At 66.0% G+C, this 19,993-nt stretch carries 18 protein-coding genes; 8 read left to right on the top strand and 10 right to left on the bottom strand.

Going from position 1 to position 19,993, the window contains the following annotated elements; all coding sequences use genetic code 11:
- Nucleotides 1-183: 183 nt before the first annotated feature.
- The 3 genes from ABC383_RS10795 to ABC383_RS10785 are packed head-to-tail and all read left to right on the top strand — an operon-like array spanning nt 184 to nt 2,372.
- Complete coding sequence (locus ABC383_RS10795; protein WP_413016303.1) at nt 184-1,335, top strand: NAD(P)H-dependent flavin oxidoreductase; 1,152 nt, start codon at nt 184-186, stop codon at nt 1,333-1,335.
- Complete coding sequence (locus ABC383_RS10790; protein ID WP_413013846.1) at nt 1,277-1,708, top strand: universal stress protein; 432 nt, start codon at nt 1,277-1,279, stop codon at nt 1,706-1,708. The genes ABC383_RS10795 and ABC383_RS10790 overlap by 59 nt, the downstream gene beginning before the upstream one ends.
- A gap of 10 nt (nt 1,709-1,718) precedes the next feature.
- A complete protein-coding gene (locus ABC383_RS10785) occupies nt 1,719-2,372 on the top strand; it encodes a hemerythrin domain-containing protein (RefSeq protein WP_413013844.1) in 654 nt (217 codons plus the stop codon).
- Between the two features lie 61 nt (nt 2,373-2,433).
- Here the strand turns inward: ABC383_RS10785 and ABC383_RS10780 are convergent, their stop codons facing one another.
- A complete protein-coding gene (locus ABC383_RS10780; protein WP_413013842.1) occupies nt 2,434-3,273 on the bottom strand; it encodes a universal stress protein in 840 nt (279 codons plus the stop codon).
- A gap of 154 nt (nt 3,274-3,427) precedes the next feature.
- On the opposite strand from ABC383_RS10780, the gene ABC383_RS10775 reads away from it, so the two are divergent.
- Complete coding sequence (locus ABC383_RS10775) at nt 3,428-6,127, top strand: bifunctional acetate--CoA ligase family protein/GNAT family N-acetyltransferase (protein WP_413013840.1); 2,700 nt, start codon at nt 3,428-3,430, stop codon at nt 6,125-6,127.
- 23 nt (nt 6,128-6,150) lie between these two features.
- On the opposite strand, the gene ABC383_RS10770 is transcribed toward ABC383_RS10775, so the two are convergent.
- The 3 genes from ABC383_RS10770 to ABC383_RS10760 are packed head-to-tail and all read right to left on the bottom strand — an operon-like array spanning nt 6,151 to nt 10,922.
- Nucleotides 6,151-7,383 carry an osmoprotectant NAGGN system M42 family peptidase gene (locus ABC383_RS10770; RefSeq protein WP_413013838.1) on the bottom strand — a complete coding sequence of 411 codons (1,233 nt, stop codon included), beginning with the start codon at nt 7,381-7,383 and terminating at the stop codon, nt 6,151-6,153.
- A gap of 6 nt (nt 7,384-7,389) precedes the next feature.
- Entirely contained in the window at nt 7,390-9,105 is a 1,716-nt protein-coding gene (gene ngg / locus ABC383_RS10765) for an N-acetylglutaminylglutamine synthetase (RefSeq protein WP_413013837.1), read from the bottom strand.
- Between the two features lie 35 nt (nt 9,106-9,140).
- Nucleotides 9,141-10,922, bottom strand: coding sequence for an N-acetylglutaminylglutamine amidotransferase (locus ABC383_RS10760; RefSeq protein ID WP_413013835.1), 1,782 nt, complete (start codon nt 10,920-10,922; stop codon nt 9,141-9,143).
- Nucleotides 10,923-11,402: 480 nt separating this feature from the next.
- On the opposite strand from ABC383_RS10760, the gene ABC383_RS10755 reads away from it, so the two are divergent.
- The 4 genes from ABC383_RS10755 (at nt 11,403) to ABC383_RS10740 (ending at nt 14,462) form a co-directional block, all read left to right on the top strand.
- A complete protein-coding gene (locus ABC383_RS10755) occupies nt 11,403-12,578 on the top strand; it encodes a ribonucleotide-diphosphate reductase subunit beta (RefSeq protein ID WP_413013833.1) in 1,176 nt (391 codons plus the stop codon).
- A 168-nt stretch (nt 12,579-12,746) separates the two neighbouring features.
- A complete protein-coding gene (locus ABC383_RS10750; RefSeq protein WP_194711587.1) occupies nt 12,747-12,929 on the top strand; it encodes a hypothetical protein in 183 nt (60 codons plus the stop codon).
- A 167-nt stretch (nt 12,930-13,096) separates the two neighbouring features.
- Entirely contained in the window at nt 13,097-13,819 is a 723-nt protein-coding gene (locus tag ABC383_RS10745) for a histone H1-like DNA-binding protein (protein WP_413013831.1), read from the top strand.
- A gap of 97 nt (nt 13,820-13,916) precedes the next feature.
- Nucleotides 13,917-14,462, top strand: coding sequence for a YggT family protein (locus ABC383_RS10740; protein ID WP_413013829.1), 546 nt, complete (start codon nt 13,917-13,919; stop codon nt 14,460-14,462).
- A gap of 12 nt (nt 14,463-14,474) precedes the next feature.
- Here ABC383_RS10740 and ABC383_RS10735 read toward each other — a convergent pair whose 3' ends face one another.
- From ABC383_RS10735 to accB, 6 genes are all read right to left on the bottom strand, one after another.
- Nucleotides 14,475-14,765 carry a putative periplasmic lipoprotein gene (locus ABC383_RS10735; RefSeq protein WP_413013827.1) on the bottom strand — a complete coding sequence of 97 codons (291 nt, stop codon included), beginning with the start codon at nt 14,763-14,765 and terminating at the stop codon, nt 14,475-14,477.
- A gap of 24 nt (nt 14,766-14,789) precedes the next feature.
- Nucleotides 14,790-15,722 (bottom strand): carbohydrate kinase family protein, encoded by a 933-nt coding sequence (locus ABC383_RS10730; protein ID WP_413013825.1) that lies wholly within the window; start codon nt 15,720-15,722, stop codon nt 14,790-14,792.
- 30 nt (nt 15,723-15,752) lie between these two features.
- Entirely contained in the window at nt 15,753-16,913 is a 1,161-nt protein-coding gene (locus ABC383_RS10725; protein WP_413013824.1) for a DUF3426 domain-containing protein, read from the bottom strand.
- Nucleotides 16,913-17,836: a 50S ribosomal protein L11 methyltransferase gene (gene prmA, locus ABC383_RS10720; protein WP_413013822.1), complete on the bottom strand. Its 924-nt coding sequence runs from the start codon at nt 17,834-17,836 to the stop codon at nt 16,913-16,915. Before prmA ends, ABC383_RS10725 begins: the two co-directional genes overlap by 1 nt.
- Nucleotides 17,837-18,034: 198 nt before the next feature.
- On the bottom strand, nt 18,035-19,402 hold the full coding sequence (gene accC, locus ABC383_RS10715; RefSeq protein ID WP_194711594.1) for an acetyl-CoA carboxylase biotin carboxylase subunit: 1,368 nt from the start codon (nt 19,400-19,402) through the stop codon (nt 18,035-18,037).
- An 88-nt stretch (nt 19,403-19,490) separates the two neighbouring features.
- Nucleotides 19,491-19,952 (bottom strand): acetyl-CoA carboxylase biotin carboxyl carrier protein, encoded by a 462-nt coding sequence (gene accB / locus ABC383_RS10710; RefSeq protein WP_413013820.1) that lies wholly within the window; start codon nt 19,950-19,952, stop codon nt 19,491-19,493.
- Between the last annotated feature and the right edge of the window lie 41 nt (nt 19,953-19,993).

Genomic DNA, 19,993 nt, shown 5'->3' with positions numbered 1-19,993 from the left:
GATCGACGCGCTTGCGGCAGGCCGCGCCGTCCGGGCAATTTTGACCCATGTCAATTTTCCAAACGGGACCGTTTGCTACAGTCGGCCGGTCTTCACTGTTCCAGGAATCCCGCCGTGCTGCCCACCGATCTGCCTTCCCTCGTCATTCGAAACAAGACCTTGCTGCCCGTGGTGCAGGGCGGCATGGGCGTGGGTATTTCCGCGCATCGCCTGGCGGGAACGGTGGCCGGGCTGGGCGGGCTGGGCACGATCTCCAGCGTCGATCTGCGCCGCCATCATGCCGACCTGATGGCGCAGACCGGCCGTTCGCGCGACAAGGCGGCGATCGATGCCGCCAACCTGGTGGCGCTGGACCGCGAGATCCGCGCGGCGCTGGCGCTGGCCGGCGGACGCGGCATGATCGCGGTGAACGTGATGCGGGCCGTGGCCGAGTACGCTTCCTATGTGCGCCAGGCCTGCGAGAGCGGCGCCGAGGCCATCGTGGTGGGCGCCGGCCTGCCGCTGGACCTGCCGGAACTGGCCAGCGACTTTCCCGATGTTGCGCTGATTCCCATCCTGTCGGATGCGCGCGGCATTGCGCTCCTGCTGAAGAAATGGATGCGCCGCCAGCGCCTGCCGGATGCGATCGTGATCGAGAACCCGCGCTTTGCGGCCGGCCACCTCGGCGCGCCGCGCATCGCCGACATCGACGCGCCGCAGTTCGCCTTCCCCACGGTGCTGGAAGGCACCCTGGCGCTGCTGCGCGAGCTGGGCCTGGAATCGGAGCGCATCCCGCTGATCGTCGCCGGCGGCATCCACAGCCATGAGCAGGTGCGCGCGCTGATCGCGATGGGCGCCAACGGCGTGCAGCTCGGCACCCCCTTTGCCGTCAGCGAGGAGGGCGATGCCCATCCGGAATTCAAGCGCGTGCTGGCCGAGGCGAAGCCGGAAGATATCGTCACCTTCATGAGCGCGGCCGGGCTGCCGGCGCGCGCGGTCAAAACCCCCTGGCTGGAAGGCTATCTGATGAAGGAGGAAAAGCTGCAGCGCCGCGCCCATGCACGCGACTGCATCGCCGCCTTCGACTGCCTGCACCAGTGCGGGCTGCGCGACGGCAACCCGAAGGCGGGCCAGTTCTGCATCGATACGCGGCTGGCCTATGCATTGAAAGGCGATGTGCAGCGCGGGCTGTTCTTCCGTGGATCGGAAAGCCTGCCGTTCGGCGCGGCCATCAGGCCGGTGCGCCAGTTGGTCCACTATCTGTTGACCGGCGAGAAGCCGGTCGGGGAGGACGATGATGTTTTCGAAGATACTGCTGGCCAGCGACGGCTCGCCGTTGTCGGCCAAAGCGGCTGACGCGGCGCTTGCCTTCGCCCGGGAGTCCGGGGCGGAACTGGTCGTGCTGTCGGTCGCGGTGATGTATCCGCTGCTGCCCGAGGCCGGCGCCATGGTCGACCTCAATGCCTTCGAGGCAGCGGCGCGGGCGGAGGCGCAGGCATTGATGGAGCCGATCGCGGCAGCCGCGGCGCGCGAGCATGTGCGCTGTGAACTGGTGGTGCGCTATGCACCCGACCCGTGGCGGGAAATCGTTGCGCTGGCCGAGGAGCGCGGCTGCGACTGCATCTGGATGGCGTCGCATGGCCGGCGCGGCCTTGACCGCCTGCTGCTGGGCAGCGAGACGCAGCGCGTGCTGGCCCACACGACCATCCCCGTCATGGTCTACCGATAAGGAGAGCGGCATGGCATCGACTGACAGTGCCGAGCGTACCGGCCGGCATGGACCTGCCGCCCCTTCGGCGCCGGCGGGCAGGCAGCCGCTGGCGCTGCGCATCGTTCGCGAAGAGCATGAGCGGCTCGCAGCCGTGGTGCATGGCATGCGTCACCTGGCGCGGGCCATGGAGGAAGAGGGCCTGCGGCCGGACCTGAAGGTGCTGCGCGCCATGCTGCTGTATATCAGCGAATACCCCGGGCGCCTGCATCATCCCAAGGAAGACCGCTTCCTGTTCGCGCCGCTGCGCGACCATACCCATCTGCATGACGCGATGCTGGTGGAACTGGAAGTGCAGCATGCGCAGGGCGAGGCGATGGTGCGCAGGCTGGCGCATGCGCTGGCCCGGCATGAATTCGGCGGGCCGGTGGAGTTGGCGTATTTCGTGCAGCAGGTAAAGCGCTATGCCGACTTTTATTCCCGACACATGCGGCTGGAAGAGGAGGTGATCTTTCCGGCGCTGCGCGAGCATCTGACCGAGCAGGAATGGCAGGAAGCTGACGAGGCATTCGCCGGCAACCGCGATCCGCTGGCCGGCCTGGACCTGAAACAGGACTTCGAACGGCTCTACACCACCATCGTCAGCATCACGCCAGCCCCATGGGGACTGGGGCCGGCGCTGTGATGGATGCATGAAACGCAAAGCGCCGCGCCGCCGTTGCGGACGCGGCGCTCTGCGTGCCGTGTCAGTGGGACATCAGCACCGGCAGCGTCATCGATTCCAGCACCGTGCGGGTGGCGCCGCCCAGCAGCACTTCGCGGAACCGCGAATGCGCATAGCAGCCCATCACCAGCAGGTCGGCATTCACATCGGCCGCCAGCGACAACAGCGCATTGCCGCTGTCCTGCTCGGTGGTTTCCTGCAGCACATCCACCTTCACGCCGTGGCGCGCCAGGTAGAGCGCCAGGTCGGCGCCCGGCTGCTCGCCATGCACATTGACCTGGCGCTCGGCATTGAACACCACCACCTTCACCTCCTGCGCCTGACGCAGCATCGGCATGGCGCCGTTGATGGCGCGGCTGGCTTCCATGCTGCCGTCCCAGGCCAGCAGCACCTTGCGGCCAAGCTGCGTGAATTCGCCGGCGTAAGGCACCAGCAGCACCGGCCGGCCGGCGTTCATCACCACATACTCGGGAAAGTCGCTCATGATGCCCGGCAGCGATTCGCTGGTGTCGGTCTGGCTCATCACCACCAGGTCGGCATAGCGCGCTTCCAGGCTGAGGCCGCCGGCGGGCTCGTCGTCGACCAGGCGTTTTTCCCAGGACAGCACGCCCATGCGGCGCACGGTCTCCTCGTACTGCGTCAGCGCCTGTTCGGCTTCCTTGCGAAGATAGTCGAGATGGGTGACCAGGACCGGTTCATGCTGATTGACCACGTCGCCCTCCAGCAGATAGCGCGAGATGCCGGTCATGGCCACGCCGGTCAGGTGCGCATTGTCGCGCAGGGCAAGCTCGGCGGCGATGCGGATACGCTGCGGCGCATGCCTGGACCGGTCGACATGCACCACAATGGTCTTGTAGCTCATCACAATCTCCTTGCTGGAATTTTGGAAAGGTTTGCATGTCTAGCCTAAGATTCTCTTACTCGGCAGTCCACTGTTCCAATGCCTTGCCGCGCCATGTTTCTGCGCCGTTTGACCCAGGTCAAAATGTTCCGATACCCCTCTTGTGGAGCGCTTCATGAGCACACGCAACCTGCAATACCTGTTCGAGCCGAAGTCGGTCGCGGTGATCGGCGCGTCGGCGCGGCCGCACAGCGTGGGCGCCACCGTGCTGGCCAATCTGCTGGCCGGCGGCTTCCGCGGCGCGCTGTACGCGGTCAATCCCAAGTACGACGAACTTGCCGGCCAGCCGGTCTACCGCGACGTGGCCGCGCTGCCGGCGGCGCCCGACCTGGCCGTGATCTGCACGCCGCCGCACACGGTGCCGGACCTGATCGCGCAACTGGGCGCGCGCGGCACCCGCGCCGCCATCGTGCTGACCGCTGGCCTGGGCAGCGCCGTGGACCGGCATGGCGTGAGCCTGAAGCAGCGCATGCTGGACGCGGCGCGCACCTCGCTCTTGCGCATCCTCGGCCCCAATTGCGTGGGCATGCTGGTGCCCGGCATCGGCCTCAACGCCAGCTTCGCGCACATGGGCGCGCGCCCGGGCAAGCTGGCGTTCGTGTCGCAGTCGGGCGCACTGGTGACGGGCGTGCTGGACTGGGCCGGCAGCCGCGGCATCGGCTTCTCGCGCTTCGTATCGCTGGGCGAAGCCGCCGACATCGACTTCGGCGACCTGCTCGACTATCTGGCCGGCGACAGCGCCACCCGCGCCATCCTGCTCTATATAGAGGACATCCGCGATGCCCGCAAATTCATGTCGGCGGCGCGGGCGGCGGCGCGCAGCAAGCCGGTGCTGGTGATCAAGGCCGGCCGCGCCGCCGAAGGCGCGCGCGCGGCGGCCTCGCACACCGGCGCCATGGCCGGCGCGGACGATGTGTACGACGCCGCGATACGCCGCGCCGGCATGCTGCGGGTCGATTCCACCGAAGACCTGTTCTCGGCGGTGGAAACGCTGGGACGGGCGCGGCCGCTGGTGGGCGAACGGCTTTGCATCCTCACCAATGGCGGTGGCCCGGGCGTGATGGCGACCGACGCCCTGATCGCCGACGGCGGCAAGCTCGCCACGCTGGCGCCGCAAACCCTGCAAGCGCTGGACGCCGTGCTGCCGCTGACCTGGTCGCATGGCAATCCGGTCGACATCATCGGCGATGCGCCGGCCGAACGCTACCGGCAGGCGGCCGAACTCCTGCTGGCCGATCCGGGCTCGGACGCGCTGCTGTTCATCCATGCGCCGACTGCCATCGTGCCCAGCATGGACGTGGCCGAGGCAGTCGCGCCGCTGCTGGCCAAGAGCGCGCGCAACGTGCTGGCCTGCTGGCTGGGCGGCGACGGACTGGCGGCGGCGCGCCAGGTGTTTGCCGACCAGGGCATCCCCACCTATGACACGCCCGAGGAAGCGGTGCGCGGCTTCATGCAGATCGTGCAGTACCGGCGCAACCAGGAACTGCTGATGCAGGTGCCGCCCTCGCTGCCGCAGGACTTCGGTGCCGACCGTGCCGCCGCCCGCGAACTGGTGCGCGAGGTGCTCGCCGGTTGCCGCAGCATGCTGAGCGAACCCGAATCGCATCGGCTGCTGGCGGCCTACGGCATTCCGGTGGTGGCCACCCGCACCGCCGCCAGCGCCGAGGAAGCGGCGGCGGCGGCCAGCGAGATCGGCTTCCCGGTGGCGCTGAAGATCCTGTCGCCGCAGATCAGCCACAAGTCCGACGTCGGCGGCGTGGTGCTGGACCTGGAGGACGCGCCGGCGGTGCTGGCCGCGGCCACCGCGATGCAGCGGCGCCTGCGCGACCTTCTGCCCGAGGCCACGCTGTCGGGCTTCACAGTGCAGGCCATGGCGCGCCGGCCGCGCGCGCACGAGCTGATCGTCGGCGTTGCCACCGATCCCGTCTTTGGCCCGGTGCTGCTGTTCGGCCAGGGCGGCATTGCCGTGGAAGTCACCGCCGACCATGCCATGGAGCTGCCGCCATTGAACATGCCGCTGGCGCAGGCGATGGTGGCGCGCACGCGGGTTGCCAGGCTGCTGCGCGGCTACCGCAACCAGGCGCCGGCCGACATCGACGCCATCTGCCTGACGCTGGTCAAGCTGTCGCATCTGGTGACCGACATCCCGGAGATCGTCGAGCTCGACATCAATCCGCTATTGGCCGATGCCAACGGCGTGATCGCGCTGGATGCCCGCGTCAAGCTGGCGCCGCGCCCGGTCGGCGATGGCCGGGCCAGGCTGGCGATCCGGCCCTATCCGAACGAACTGGAGGAAACGGTGCCATGGCAGGATGAAACCCTGTTGCTGCGGCCGATCCGGCCCGAGGACGGCGAGGAACACCTGCACTTCTTCAATGCGCTCGACCCCGAGGATGTGCGCTTTCGCATCTTCTCCCGCATGCGCGAGCTGCGGCCGTCGCAACTGGCACGCCTGACCCAGATCGACTATGACCGCGAGATGGCCTTTGTTGCCGTGCGCCGGCGTGCCGATGGCAGCCAGGAAACCCTGGGCGTGGCGCGCGCCATTGCCGACCCCGACAACATCAAGGCCGAGTTCGCCATCATCGTGCGCTCCGACATGAAGGGCCGCGGGCTGGGCATGATGCTGATGCACAAGCTGATCGCCTATTGCAGGAGCCGCGGCACCCGGGAAATCGTCGGCGAGGCGCTGCTGGACAACCGGCCGCTGCTGGACATGGTCAGGAAGCTGGGCTTCGATGTGCATCCGGCGGTGGGCGAGGGCGTGGCAGTGCTGCGGCTGCCGCTGCAGCAAACGGCGCAGCAGCCGGCATGAGGGGCGTTGCCGCGACCGCCTGATCAGGCCTTGGCGTCGCCCTTTTCCTCGTCCGCCGCGGCCGTCTCGCCCGGCCGCACCAGTTCGTTCGCATCCGGCAACGGCGTGTCGGCGCGCGCCAGCTGGTCGGCATCGAGCTGATGGGAAAAGCCTTCCACCGAATCGACCCAGCGCTCGCGGTCGCTGGCGATGGTGGGGCCGCTCTGGATATACAGCGCCAGCAGTTCGGCCAGGTTGACCAGGCCCGACAGATGGGTGCGCTCATAGCCGTGCGAGGCGTCGGCGCCGAAGCACAGCAGGGCCGTGCGCACGTCGTGGCCCGCATTCACCGCCGCGCTGGCGTCGGAATGGTAGAAGCGGAATACATCGCGGTGGCTCGGGATGTCGTGATCCTCGCACAGCCGCAGCAGGCGCCGCGTCAGGTGGTAGTCGTGCGGCCCGGCCGAGTCCATCAGCGGGATGGTGACGCCCAGTTCATGCGCGCCCTGGCCGGTGGCCACCGGGCCGATGTCCACGCCGATGACTTCGCTGACGTCGCTCTCGATCACGGCGCGTGCGCCCGAGCCGACCTCCTCGGTCAGCGTAAACACCAGGTGGCAGTTCATCGGCACCGTGGCCTTGCTGTCGACCACGGCCTTCAACGCGGCCAGCACCGCGGCCACGCCGGCCTTGTCGTCGAGGTGGCGCGAGACGATGTAGCCGTTTTCCAGCACTTCCGGCGCGGCGTCGAAGGCAACGAAGTCGCCGATCTGGATGCCGCGCGCCTTTGCGTCCGCCGCCGACGAGATCGGCGCGTCGATGCGCAGTTCGAGCTGGTCCCAGTTGACCGGCTGGCTGTCGATGGCCTCGTTGTACACATGGCCCGAGGCCATCAATGGCAGCACCGAGCCGCGCTCGCGGCCGGTATCGGTAAACAGCGTGACGCGGCCGCCTTCGGCCCAGCGGCTTGACCAGGTGCCCACCGGCATCAGCGACAGCCGGCCGCTGGGCTTGATCTCGCGCACCATCGCGCCCAGCGTGTCGAGATGGGCGACGATGGCGCAGGCCGGGTTGGTGCGCCGCCGTTCCGGCAGGTTGCGGCGCAGGATGGCGCGGATCGTGCCGCGCCGGGTCAGTTCATAGGCCACGCCGAGCGCTTCGAGCTTGGCGCCGGTGTAGTGGACGATTTCATCGGTCAGCCCGGTCGGGCTGGGGATGGCCAGCAGTTCGAGCAGCGTGGTCTTGAGGTAGTCGGCATCAATCGGGAGTTTCTGCATGGGGGCTCAGGCGGTATAGGGAAACAGGAGGTCGATGAAGCGCTGCGCGGTCGGCTGCGGCTCATGGTTGGCAAGGCCGGGACGTTCATTGGCCTCGATGATCACGTACTCTTCCTGCTCCGGCGCAGGCACCAGGAAGTCGAGGCCCACCACCGGGATGCGCAGCGCCCGCGCCGCGCTTTCGGCCGCGGCGCGCAGCGTCGGATGCAATGACGCGGTGACATCGTGGATGGTGCCGCCGGTGTGCAGGTTCGCGGTCTTGCGCACCTGCACCCGCTGGCCGTCTTCCGGCACCGATGCCATCGTCAGGCCCTGTTCGGCCAGGCAGCGCTCGGTTTCGGCATCCATCGGAATGCGGCTTTCACCGCCGGTGGCGGCCGCGCGCCGCGCGCTGTGGCGCTCGATCAGCTGCGCCAGCGTGGACTGGCCGTCGCCTGTGACTTCGGCCGGCCGGCGTATCGCCGCGGCCACGACTTTGTAGCCGATCACGACGATGCGCAGGTCCTGTCCGCTGCAGAATTGCTCCAGCACCACATGGCCGCCTTCCTTCTGTGCCCGCTGTATCGCATTGGCCAGGTCCTCTTCGGTGCGCACGCCCATGCTGATGCCCTTGCCCTGTTCGCCCAGCGCCGGCTTGACCACGATCTCGCCATGCTCGCGCAGAAAGGCGGCGTCGGCCTCGGCGTCGCCGGCCACCCGCTGCTGCGGCACGCGCAGGCCGACCGACGCCAGGCGCCGCAGCGTCAGCACCTTGTCCTGGCACCAGGTCATGGCGACGCCGCCGGTCAGCTCGGTCAGGGATTCCCGGCACAGCATTTCATGGCCGACATGGCGCAGCTTGAAGATGCCGGCCTCGGCATCGACGATTTCCACGCCGACGCCGCGCCGGCGCGCTTCGTCCACGATGATGCGGGCATAGGGGTTGAGCGCCGACACCTCGGCGGTATCGATGAACAGCCGCTCGTTGATCGAGTTCTTGTGCTTGACCGCAAAGCCGGTGGTCTGCGTAAAGCCCAGCTTCTGGTACAGGCCGATTGCATTCTGGTTGGTGTGCAGCACCGACAGGTCAAGGAAGGCGCGGCCGCGGCTGGTGAAGAGATCGATCAGCTGGTTGACTAGCGACGTGCCGACGCCGGCCATGGTGGTTTGCGGATCGACCACCAGGCACCAGAAGCTGCTGCCGCCTTCCTGGTCGCCGAAGGCCAGCGCATGGTCCACGCCCATCACCGAGCCGATCACTTCGCCGGTGCGTTCATCCTCGGCGATCAGGTAGATCAGCGCATCCGATTCGCGCTGCCGCCACACGGTGCGCGGCTCCAGCGGCACCATGCCGCGCATGCTGTAGAGCCGGTTCATCGCGGCAATGTCGGCGCGCGTGGTCAGGCGCCGTATCACCACGCCCTGCGCGGTGCCGGCCGCCGGCGCATCGGCCGACAGCGGCCGCCGGAACATCAGCGACGGATCGAGGAACAGGCTGGCCGGCGCTTCGGCCAGCAGCAGCTGCGGCGCCTGCACGTACAGCGCGATGTCGCGCTTGCCGGCTTCTTCCTGCATCAGTTCCGAGGCCAGCAGCCTGGTGGATTCGAACGAGGGCGCGTACATCAGGCGGCCCCAGCCGCAATCGAGGATCACATTGGCGTGCGGCGCGGTGCTCGTTTCAGCGTCGGTGGCCAGCGGCGGCCGCAAGGTGGTGCCGGCGCCTTGTTGTTGCGGAGTGTTCATTTGCTTCTTTCCATATTCATCGTTGGGCCGCTGGGTCACAGGCCATTGGTCTGCAGCCAGGCTTCCAGCAGCGCCAGCTGCCACAGGGTGGAGCCGCGCAGCGGCGTGATGGCGCTGTCCGGCGCGGCCAGCATGCGTTCCACGGCGTCGCGCTGGAACAGGCCGCGTTCGCGCGCGCGCGGCGAGTCGAGCAGGCCGCGCACGTACTCCAGGAAATCGCCGCGCAGGTACTTCAGTGCCGGCACCGGGAAATAGCCCTTGGGACGGTCGATCACCGCGGCCGGTATCACGCGGCGCGCCGCTTCCTTCAGCACATACTTGCCGCCCTCGGCGATCTTGTGGCGCGCCGGGATGCGCGCCGCCAGCTCCACCAGGTCATGGTCGAGGAAGGGCACGCGCGCTTCCAGGCCGAAGGCCATGGTCATGTTGTCGACCCGCTTGACCGGGTCGTCGACCAGCATCACCGTGGTGTCGAGGCGCAGCGCGCGGTCGATCGCGCTGTTCGCGCCGGGCATCGCGAAATGGTCGCGCAGGAAGTTGCCGCTCCAGTCGGGCATGTCCTTGCCGGCCTGGAGCAGTCCCATCAGGTCCTGGTGGCTGCGGTCGAAGAACACCTTGCGATAGGCCGCCACGCCGGCCTCGTCGTCATGCATGTCGGCCAGCGGCGGATACCAGTGATAGCCGCCGAACACTTCGTCGGCGCCCTGGCCGCTCTGCACCACGCGGCTGTGCTTCGACACCGCCTGCGACAGCAGGTAGAAGGCCACGCAGTCATGGCTGACCATGGGCTCGGACATCGCGGCGATCGCGTCCGGCAGCGAGGCCAGCAGATGGTCGGCGGGAATGTGCAGTTTTTCATGCACGGTGCCGTAATGCTTCGCAATCAGGTCCGAGTAGTAGTACTCGTCGCCGGCCTCCTGGTCCACCGCCTCGAAGCCGATCGAGTAGGTGCGCAGGTCCCTGGTGCCGGCTTCGGCCAGCAGGCCGGTGATCAGGCTGGAGTCCAGGCCGCCGGAGAGCAGCACGCCGACCGGCACGTCGGCCACCAGGCGCCGCTTGACCGACAGGCGCAGCGATTCCAGCACCATGTCGCGCCATTCCCCGAAGCTGCGCTGTTCATCCTCGGCCTTGCCGGGGAAGTCCAGACGCCACCAGGTGGTGGTCTCGCTGCGGCCGTCGGGATGCACCGTCATGTAGGTCGCGGGCGCGAGCTTTCTCACGCCGCGCAGCATCGTCAGCGGCGCCGGCACCACCGCATGCCAGCTCAGGTAATGATGCAGCGCCTGCGCATCCAGCGTGGTGTCGATGCCGCCGCCCTTGAGCAGCGCCGGCAGCGTGGAGGCAAAGCGCAGCCGCTCCCGGTCCTGCGCGTAGTACAGCGGCTTGATGCCGAGCCGGTCGCGCGCCAGGTAAGTGATGCCGCTATCGCGTTCCCACAGGGCAAACGCAAACATGCCGTACAGCCGGTCCAATGCGGCCGGTCCCCATGCATGCCAGGCCTTGATGATGACTTCCGTGTCGCCGGTGGAAGCGAACTGATAGCCTTGCGCCTGCAGCTCTGCGCGCAGCTCGTGATGGTTGTAGATGGCGCCGTTGAAGACGATGCCCAGGCCGAGCAGATTGTCGATGAAGGGCTGGTGGGCGCGCTGGCTCAGGTCCATGATGGACAGGCGCCGGTGGCCGAAGCAGCGGCTGCCGAGGCTGAAGATGCCTTCGCCGTCGGGACCGCGACGCGCCTGCGACTCCGCCATCCGGACGACCGCAGCGACGTCCGCAAATTGTTGATCGAACCGCAGTTCTCCTGCTATGCCGCACATGACTGTTTCCAATAACTGTGATGATTGACTACGCCGGCGCGTGGCCGCGCCGGCACCTGTTAGGTAGAAGGCACTCGGCCGTATGGGTTCCGTCGGCTGGCCGGATTTCTGGCCTGTATCACGAATGCCTCAAACAGAGTTCATAAAGACCGGCGCGCATGGCGCGGCAAACACTGGCAAGCGGCGCGCGCTAGGCCGGGGCGCTAGGCAGGCCGACGCGGGTGTATGTTTTTGCAAACACTAGATATGGCGCTTTTCAGGCTTCAGGCCCTATCTGTAGTGGTCATTTTTGCCGACTGGTGTAAAATACGCCCACCATTTCGGGGCCGCGATCGCGTGCTTTCCAGCAGTGCAGCATTGCAGGAAAGCGCCGCCGGATGACGGTCTCCGAGGCGGTTGCCAGCGCTTCACGAGGCTCCGAAGAACGCCGCCCGACACCGCATGGCGGCTGCAAATCAAAGACATGTAAAGGACACGACGATGCTTTCCTGGGACGATGAAGTTACCTCTACACCCGCGCCGCGCGCACCCGAGCCGCAAGCCCGCCTGCAAGCCGCAGTGCCTGCCAGCCCGGCAAATCAGGACGTGGCATACAACCCCGCGGTGATGGCGCAGCCCGATGCCGCGCCGGTCGCCGAGCGCCGCGTCAATGCCGCCGACAAGCGCATCATCAACGGCCAGACCGACGTCAACCAGCTGGTGCCGTTCAAGTACAAGTGGGCTTGGGACAAGTACCTCGCCGGCTGCGCCAATCACTGGATGCCGCAGGAAATCAACATGCAGCGCGACATCGAGCTGTGGAAGAACCCGAACGGCCTGACCGACGACGAGCGTCGCCTGGTCAAGCGCAACCTCGGCTTCTTCGTCACCGCCGATTCGCTGGCCGCTAACAACATCGTGCTGGGCACCTACCGCCACATCACTGCGCCCGAATGCCGCCAGTACCTGCTGCGCCAGGCCTTCGAGGAAGCGATCCACACCCATGCCTACCAGTACATCGTCGAGTCGCTGGGCCTGGATGAAGGCGAGATCTTCAACGCCTATCATGAAGTCGCATCGATCCGCGACAAGGATGAGTTCCTGATCCCCTTCATCGACGTGCTGACCGATCCCGCCTTCAAGACCGGCACCACCGAAGCGGACCAGAAGCTGCTCAAGTCGCTGATCGTGTTTGCCTGCCTGATGGAAGGCCTGTTCTTCTATGTCGGCTTCACGCAGATCCTTGCGCTGGGCCGTCAGAACAAGATGATGGGTGCGGCCGAACAGTACCAGTACATCCTGCGCGACGAGTCCATGCACTGCAACTTCGGCATCGACCTGATCAACACGATCAAGATGGAGAATCCGCACCTCTGGACGCCCGAGTTCAAGGACGAAATCAAAGCGTTGTTTTTGCAGGCCGTGGAGTTGGAATATCGCTACGCAGAGGATACAATGCCGCGTGGTGTGCTAGGGCTGAATGCACCCATGTTCAAAGGCTACCTCCGCTTCATCGCAAATCGTCGCGCACAGCAAATCGGTCTGGAAGCGATGTTCGCGCAAGAAGAAAATCCGTTCCCCTGGATGAGCGAGATGATCGACCTGAAGAAAGAGCGAAACTTTTTCGAAACAAGGGTCATCGAATACCAGACGGGTGGAGCGCTTAACTGGGATTAAGTTAAAGCGACAAACGACAGCGGTTGGCCTTATCAGCACCAAGACGGCATCGCAGTTGATCCGTCCCCGAGCATCGGTATCGGTGGGATGCATGAAAGCGAGAGCCGCTGCCCAAGATGAACTGGAACCAGAAAGACGGTGGGCCAAGAAAGGGTAAAACCGAATTGAATGGACAGTAGAAAATCTGAACGCTCTGACCTGCAAACGCCGCTGCGCCCGATCCTGTCGGGCAAGGCGGCGTTTTCTTCGAAAAACGGTTTGTCCTTTTTGAAACAGTATTCCGACGCCGGCTTTGTGGCCGGCGTTTTTTTTGGCGGTCGCCGCGCGCTTGCGCGCCGCAACAGCCAATGATGGCTGAAGTGCTGCATGAACGAGGAGATGCAGCAGTTCAGCTGGTGCCGAATTCATTAGCGCAAGCGCAGCCTGCTTGTGCCGATGAATAACCCGCCCGGGGCAGCGCGATGCCACGGGCGGGTTCGATCTTTAGCTTGATTTCCTATCACGTGAAGGAGAAACAAATGGCAACAGCAGCAAAGAAAACCGCAGCGAAGAAAACCGCTGCGAAAAAAGCTGCTACCGGCAAGCCGGTAGCAAAGAAGGCAGCCGCTCCGGCCAAGAAAGCGGTCGCCAAGAAGGCCGTAGCCAAGAAGGCAGTCGCCAAGAAAGCGGTAGCCAAGAAGGCGGTAGCCAAGAAGGCAGTCGCGAAGAAGGCGGTAGCCAAGAAGGCAGTCGCCAAGAAAGCGGTCGCTAAAAAGGCGGTAGCCAAGAAGGCAGTCGCGAAGAAGGCGGTAGCCAAGAAGGCAGTCGCCAAGAAGGCGGTCGCCAAGAAAGCGGTCGCCAAAAAGGCGGTAGCCAAGAAGGCGGTCGCCAAGAAAGCCGTCGCCAAGAAGGCGGTAGCCAAGAAGGCAGTCGCCAAGAAGGCGGTAGCGAAGAAGGCGCCAGCCAAGACGGCCGTCGCCAAGAAAGCGGTCGCCAAAAAGGCCGTTGCCAAGAAAGCGCCAGCCAAGACGGCCGTAGCGAAGAAGGCACCGCAGGCTGCGCCAGCGAAGAAGGCTGCAGCACCGGCCAAGACCGCAGCGCCTAAAAAAGCGGCAGCCCGTAAAAGTGCAGCCACCACGGCCGCCAAGACCGCAGCACCTGCACCAGCAGCAGCGCCCGCCGCGCCGGCAACGCCCGCTGTGAAGACCGTCATCAACCCGGCTGCAGCCTGGCCGTTCCCGACCGGCACCAACCGTCCTTAAGACGCTGGCTGCTTGGTCGCCCGCTTAAGTTCGGGCACAATGCCCGCTGCATGACCGCCCGTCATGCAGCGGGTTTTTTATCAGGGAGAACAACGCCGTGCTGTACAGCATTTTTGGTCTGATCGTCGATACCGTTACCGGCATCCTGGGTGCGCTTTTTCTGCTGCGTTTCTGGATGCAGGCAGTGCGGGTGCGCCCGCCGATGAGCTTCGCGCATTTCATGTTCCAGGCGACCGACTGGCTGGTCAAGCCGCTGCGCCGGCTGCTGCCGGGCGTGGGCGGCTATGACTGGGCTTCACTGATCGGCGCCTTCCTGATGATCATGGTATCGGTTGCGCTGGATTTGCTGATCGCCGCCAGCGTCACGCCGCAGGCACTGATCGTGCTGTCGCTGTTGCGGCTGGTGCAGTGGATACTGTATGGCCTGATGGGCCTGTTGCTCATTGAAGTGATCTTCAGCTGGGTCAATCCGCATGCGCCGCTGGCGCCGCTGGTCAGGGCCATGAACGAGCCCATGATGCGTCCGCTGCGGCGGATCATACCGCTGATGGGCGGCATCGACTTGAGCCCCATCGTTGCCTTCCTGCTGCTGCGCATCGCGCTGTCGGTCAGCAGCGCGCTGCTGCTGCCGCTGGCGTTCTGACGAACGAGCGGCTTACTCCAGCCGCTCGATGCGCGCGGTGCCGCGGCTGTGGGTGACCCTGACCTTGTCGCCCACCTTGAACACTTCGGTCGTCATCACTTCTTCAGTGGCAACGCTGCCGTTGTCATAGCGCAGCTGCAGGCGGGCGATCGCGTCCGCCGAGGGCGGCATCTCCACCCCGATCACCATGGCGTTGCGCACCACCGTGGTTCCCTGGGTGGATGACGTGAAAGGCAGGCCGGGGTCGCCGGCGCAGCCGGACATCGCGGCGAGGGCCAGGCTGATGCCCAGTATCTTGCGCATGCTGTTCTCCCTGTCTGTGCGTGGTCAGAAACGGTAACCGAAAGCCTGCTCGAAGCGCTCTTCGATTTCGGCCAGCGACGGCGCATGGTTCTGGCCGCCCTGATGGGTGATCTTGATCGCGCCCATCAGGCTGGCGATGCGACCCGTGGTTTCCCAATCGTAGCCGCGCGACAGGCCATGCATCATGCCGGCGCGGAAGGCGTCGCCGCAGCCGGTGGGGTCGACCACTTTCTCGACCGGCACGCAGGGGATGTCGATGCGCTTGCCGCCGGTATGGATTTCGGAGCCGTTCTCGCCGCGCGTCACGACCAGCGCATCCACCCTGGCTGCGATGTCGGCCAGGGAAAGGCCGGTGCGGGCCGTCAGCATTTCGGCTTCGTAGTCGTTGACTGCAACCCAGGTGGCAAGTTCAATGAAGCGGGTCAGCTCGGCGCCGTCGAACATCGGCATGCCCTGGCCTGGATCGAAGATGAAGGGCACGTTCAGGTCGGCGCATTGCTGCGCATGCTGCAGCATGCCGTCGCGGCCATCGGGCGCGATGATGGCCAGCTTGACGGCGCCGGCGTCGGCCACCTTGTTCTCGAACGACACCGACATCGCGCCCGGATGGAAGGCGGTGATCTGGTTGCTGCCGGCATCGGTGGTGATGAAGGCCTGCGCGGTATAGGCGTCGTCTATCGTGCGTATGCAGCGCCGCGAGATTTCCAGCTGGTCCAGCCGCTCATGATAGGCGCCGCCGTCCTGGCCTATGGTGGCCATGATCAGCGGATCGCCGCCCAAAAGCTTCAGGTTATAGGCGATGTTCCCGGCGCAGCCGCCAAACTCGCGGCGCATGCTGGGCACCAGGAAGGCCACGTTGATCTTGTGCAGCTGGTCGGCCAGCAGGGCTTCGGAAAAGCGGCCGCCGAAGGACATGATGGTATCGAAAGCAAGCGAACCGCAGATGAGGGCAGTCATGGAAAGTCCGTTCAGGAAAGAGGATGAGGATCAGGGATAGAACAGGTAGACGCGAAAACCGGCGGCCTTGACCTGCGTGAGGTTGAACACCAGCCGTGCCGGCTGCTCGGAATTGGGTGCAAAGCCTTCAGCGGGATCCTGGCCGGCGGGCAGGTAGTCGCGTGGCGCGATCACCCGGCGCGCCACCGCGGCCTCGTTGGCGTCGTTCAGGGTCAGCTCGATGTGCGGCCATTGCTGTCGGGTGGCGCTGCGGTTGCGCAGCAGGGCCAGCAGCGTAAACGTATCGGTGTTGCCTGGCAGGGCCTGCAGCTCGCTCGACTCGATGGTTACCATCTCGATATGGGCCGGCAGGCCAACGGTGCAGCCGGCCAGGCGGCACACCCCGGCCAGCATGGTGGAGGCGGCGGGCGAAGCGGCCGCCAGCTGCACTCTGAAGTGATACACGACCTGGAAGGCCAGCAGCAGCGACAGGACTGCCGATCCGGCCAGCAGGCCCAGCCTGGTGCCGCGCGACAGGCGCTGCTGGCGGCGCGCCTGCATCACGAAGTCCGGCTCGGCCGAGTCGAGCGCGTCGATCGCATCCTCGTCGGGCCGCGCGCGCTTGCCGCTCATGCCGCGCCACGGCTTGCTCTTCAGGTCGTCGATCACGCGCCCGAGGTCGTCGCCGCTGTCGGCGGCGCGTGCGCCGGCGCTGGCCTGCTCCGCGGCTGGCGCGGCGGCCGTGCGCGGCAAGGAGAACGCGGGCTGGACGGGCGGCTGTGTTGTCGCGGGCGGCGGCGTGTCGGGCTTTTCGGGCTTTCCGGGCTCCTCATCGAAGTGGGAGAAGTCCATCAGCGTCATGCGCAGCAGCGGATCGGGTGATGGCTGGTCGGCCGGCGGGGTAGCCGCCGGCGGCGTGGATGAGGCGGCTGGCGCAGGGGACGCATCGGCCGGCGGCTGTGCCGGCGCAACGGGCGTGGTCGGATCAGGTGAAGCAGATGAAGCAGACGCCGCCGCTGGAGCTGCCGCGTCAGGCTGCGGCGCAGCCGCGGGCGCCGGCGGCTCCATTGGCCGCAGCAGGTGGTCGGTGCCGTTGAAGATTTCCTTGCAGGCGCCGCAGCGCACCAGGCCGCCACGCAGCTTGAGCTGATCCTGGACGACCCGGAACGTGGTCCGGCAGTGCGGGCAGCGGGTCGCCAGCACCGTGGCCATTACCGGCCGCCGTCGGTCTTGGCGGCACCTGCCAGCGCCACCCAGCCTTCACGCTCGGCCCAGACGCTCAGCGCGATGTAGGGCGCATAGGCATCGATGACCTCCTGCGCCTGGCGCGCCAGTACGCCCGACAGCACCAGGGCGCCGCCCGGCTTGACCCGGCCGGCCAGCATCGGCGCCATCAGCTTCAACGGGCTGGACAGGATGTTGGCCACCACCACGTCGTAGCGGGTGTGCGCTTCGGCGGCGCCGAACTGGTCGGGCAGGAAGTAGGCAATGTCGCAATGGTTGCGCTGCGCATTGAAGTTGGCCGATTCGATCGCCTGCGGGTCGATGTCGACACCGGCCACCGGCGTTGCCCCCAGCTTCGCGGCTACCATGGCCAGGATGCCGGAGCCGCAGCCATAGTCGAGCACCGACAGGCCATGCGGCGGATGGGATTCCAGCCACTCCATGCAGAGCCGGGTAGTGGGATGGCTGCCGGTGCCAAACGCGAGGCCAGGGTCCAGTTCCAGCACCAGCGCAGCTGGATCGGGCGCGTCGTGCCAGCTCGGCACCACCCAGATGTTCCTGCCGATATGGATGGGCTCGAACTGCGATTGCGTCAGCCGCACCCAGTCCTGGTCCGCCACCGCGCGCAGCTCATGCCGCACCTCGCCGGCCGACAGGCCCAGCGCAGCGAGCGCATCGGCGATGATGGCCTTGTGGTCGGCATCGGCATCGGCCAGCGCCACCACGCGGCTGCGTTCCCAGCCGGGCTGGGTCGGCTCCATGCCGGGTTCGCCAAACACCGGCTGCTCGGCATCGGTGCCGGCATCGGCATCTTCCACCGACACCGACAGTGCGCCGGCCTCCATCAGCGCGTCCGACAGCAGTTCGGCCTGGTGCAGGGGTACTTCGATCACGATTTCAGTCCAGCTCATGAGTATTCCGTCGGGTTGGATGGATGGTGTCCGGTCTGGCCGCTATATATAACAGCTTTGTTCGGGATGGGAAGCGCAATCGCAGCGTGCAATCGGCAATCGGCAATACGCAAAGGGCAATCACGAATGCAAGCGGGCGGCATGCCGCCCGCTTGAAAAAGCCCGGAGGCCGGCGGCTGCCGGCCCTGCATCATCCGGTCAGGCCGCTTCCTTGGGCAAGTCCGGCTTGGTCGCCAGCTTGTGCTCCAGGTAATGAATGTTGGTGCCGCCCTCGATGAAGCGCGCATCCACCATCAGTTCGCGGTGCAGCGGGATGTTGGTCAGGATGCCTTCCACCACCATTTCCGACAGCGCGATCTGCATGCGGCGGATCGCCTGCTCGCGGGTGGCGCCGTAGGCGATCACCTTGCCCACCATGGAGTCGTAATGCGGCGGCACGTAATAGCCGGCATAGGCATGGGAGTCGACCCGGATGCCGGGGCCGCCGGGCGGATGCCAGGATGTGATGCGCCCTGGCGAGGGCGTGAACTTGAACGGGTCCTCGGCATTGATGCGGCATTCGATCGCATGGCCCTTGAGCTCGACATCGCGCTGGCGGAAACGCAGCTTCTCGCCGGCGGCGATGCGGATCTGCTCCTGCACCAGGTCGATGCCGGTGATCATCTCGGTCACCGGATGCTCGACCTGGATACGGGTGTTCATCTCGATGAAGTAGAACTCGCCGTTCTCGTACAGGAACTCGAAGGTGCCGGCGCCGCGGTAGCCGATGCGGCGGCAGGCTTCGGCGCAGCGGTCGCCGATCTTCTCGATCAGCTTCCTGGGAATGCCGACTGCCGGCGCTTCCTCGATCACCTTCTGGTGGCGGCGCTGCATCGAGCAGTCACGCTCGCCCAGCCAGACCGCGTTCTTGAATTCATCGGCTAGCACCTGGATCTCCACATGGCGCGGATTTTCCAGATACTTCTCCATATAGACTTCCGGGTTGCCGAACGCGGTGCCGGCCTCGGTGCGGGTCATGGTCACCGCCGACAGCAGCGCCGCCTCGGTATGCACCACGCGCATGCCGCGTCCGCCGCCGCCGCCGGCCGCCTTGATGATGACCGGATAACCGACCTTGCGGGCGATACGCACGATTTCCTTCGGGTCTTCCGGCAAGGCGCCGTCCGAGCCGGGCACGCAGGGCACGCCGGCCTTGATCATGGCCTGCTTGGCGGACACCTTGTCGCCCATCAGGCGGATCGCGTCCGAGCGCGGGCCGATGAAGACGAAGCCGGATTGCTCCACGCGCTCGGCGAAATCGGCGTTCTCGGACAGGAAGCCGTAGCCGGGATGGATCGCTTCGGCATCCGTCACTTCGGCCGCGCTGATAATGGCCGGCATGCTCAGGTAGCTCAGGGAAGAGGCGGCCGGGCCGATGCAGACCGATTCATCGGCCAGTTTCACGTACTTGGCTTCGCGGTCCGCTTCCGAGTGGACGACCACGGTCTTGATGCCCATCTCGCGGCAGGCGCGCTGTATGCGCAGCGCAATTTCACCGCGATTGGCAATGAGGATTTTTTCAAACATGGTTGGGGAGTGTCAGGGTGTCGGCGTTAAGGGGAGGAACAGGAGCAGGCATGACCGCGGCGGCCGGGCCGCCGCAGGCCGCTTCCCGTTAGCCGATGATGAACAGCGGCTGACCGAACTCGACTGGCTGGCCGTTCTCGACCAGGATTTGCTGGATCACGCCGGATGCATCGGCATCGATCTCGTTCAACAGCTTCATTGCCTCGATGATGCACAGGGTGTCGCCTTCCTTGACGGTGGCGCCGACATCGACGAACGGCGCCGAGCCGGGCGAGGCGGCGCGGTAGAAGGTGCCCACCATTGGCGACTTCACCACATGGCCCGTGGGAGCGGCATCGATGGCCGCGGCAGCTGGAGCCGCCGGCGCCGGCGCGGCGCCCTGGACCGGCTGCTGCGCCATGGCCTGGGGCTGCATCATCACCAGCTGGTTGTGCGGAGTGGCCGAGGATTTGACGATGCGGACCTTGCTTTCGCCTTCAGTCACTTCAAGCTCGGCGATGTCTGATTCTGCGACCAGGTCGATCAAGGTCTTCAGTTTACGTAAATCCATGGGAACCCCTCAAAATATTCGTAGTAGTAATCGGCAGGAAA

The organism is Noviherbaspirillum phoenicis, assembly GCF_047237965.1.
In the GTDB taxonomy this organism is placed as follows: domain Bacteria; phylum Pseudomonadota; class Gammaproteobacteria; order Burkholderiales; family Burkholderiaceae_D; genus Noviherbaspirillum_A.
The sequence above is the reverse complement of the archived record's forward strand: the minus strand, read 5'-3'. Positions and strand labels throughout refer to the sequence as shown.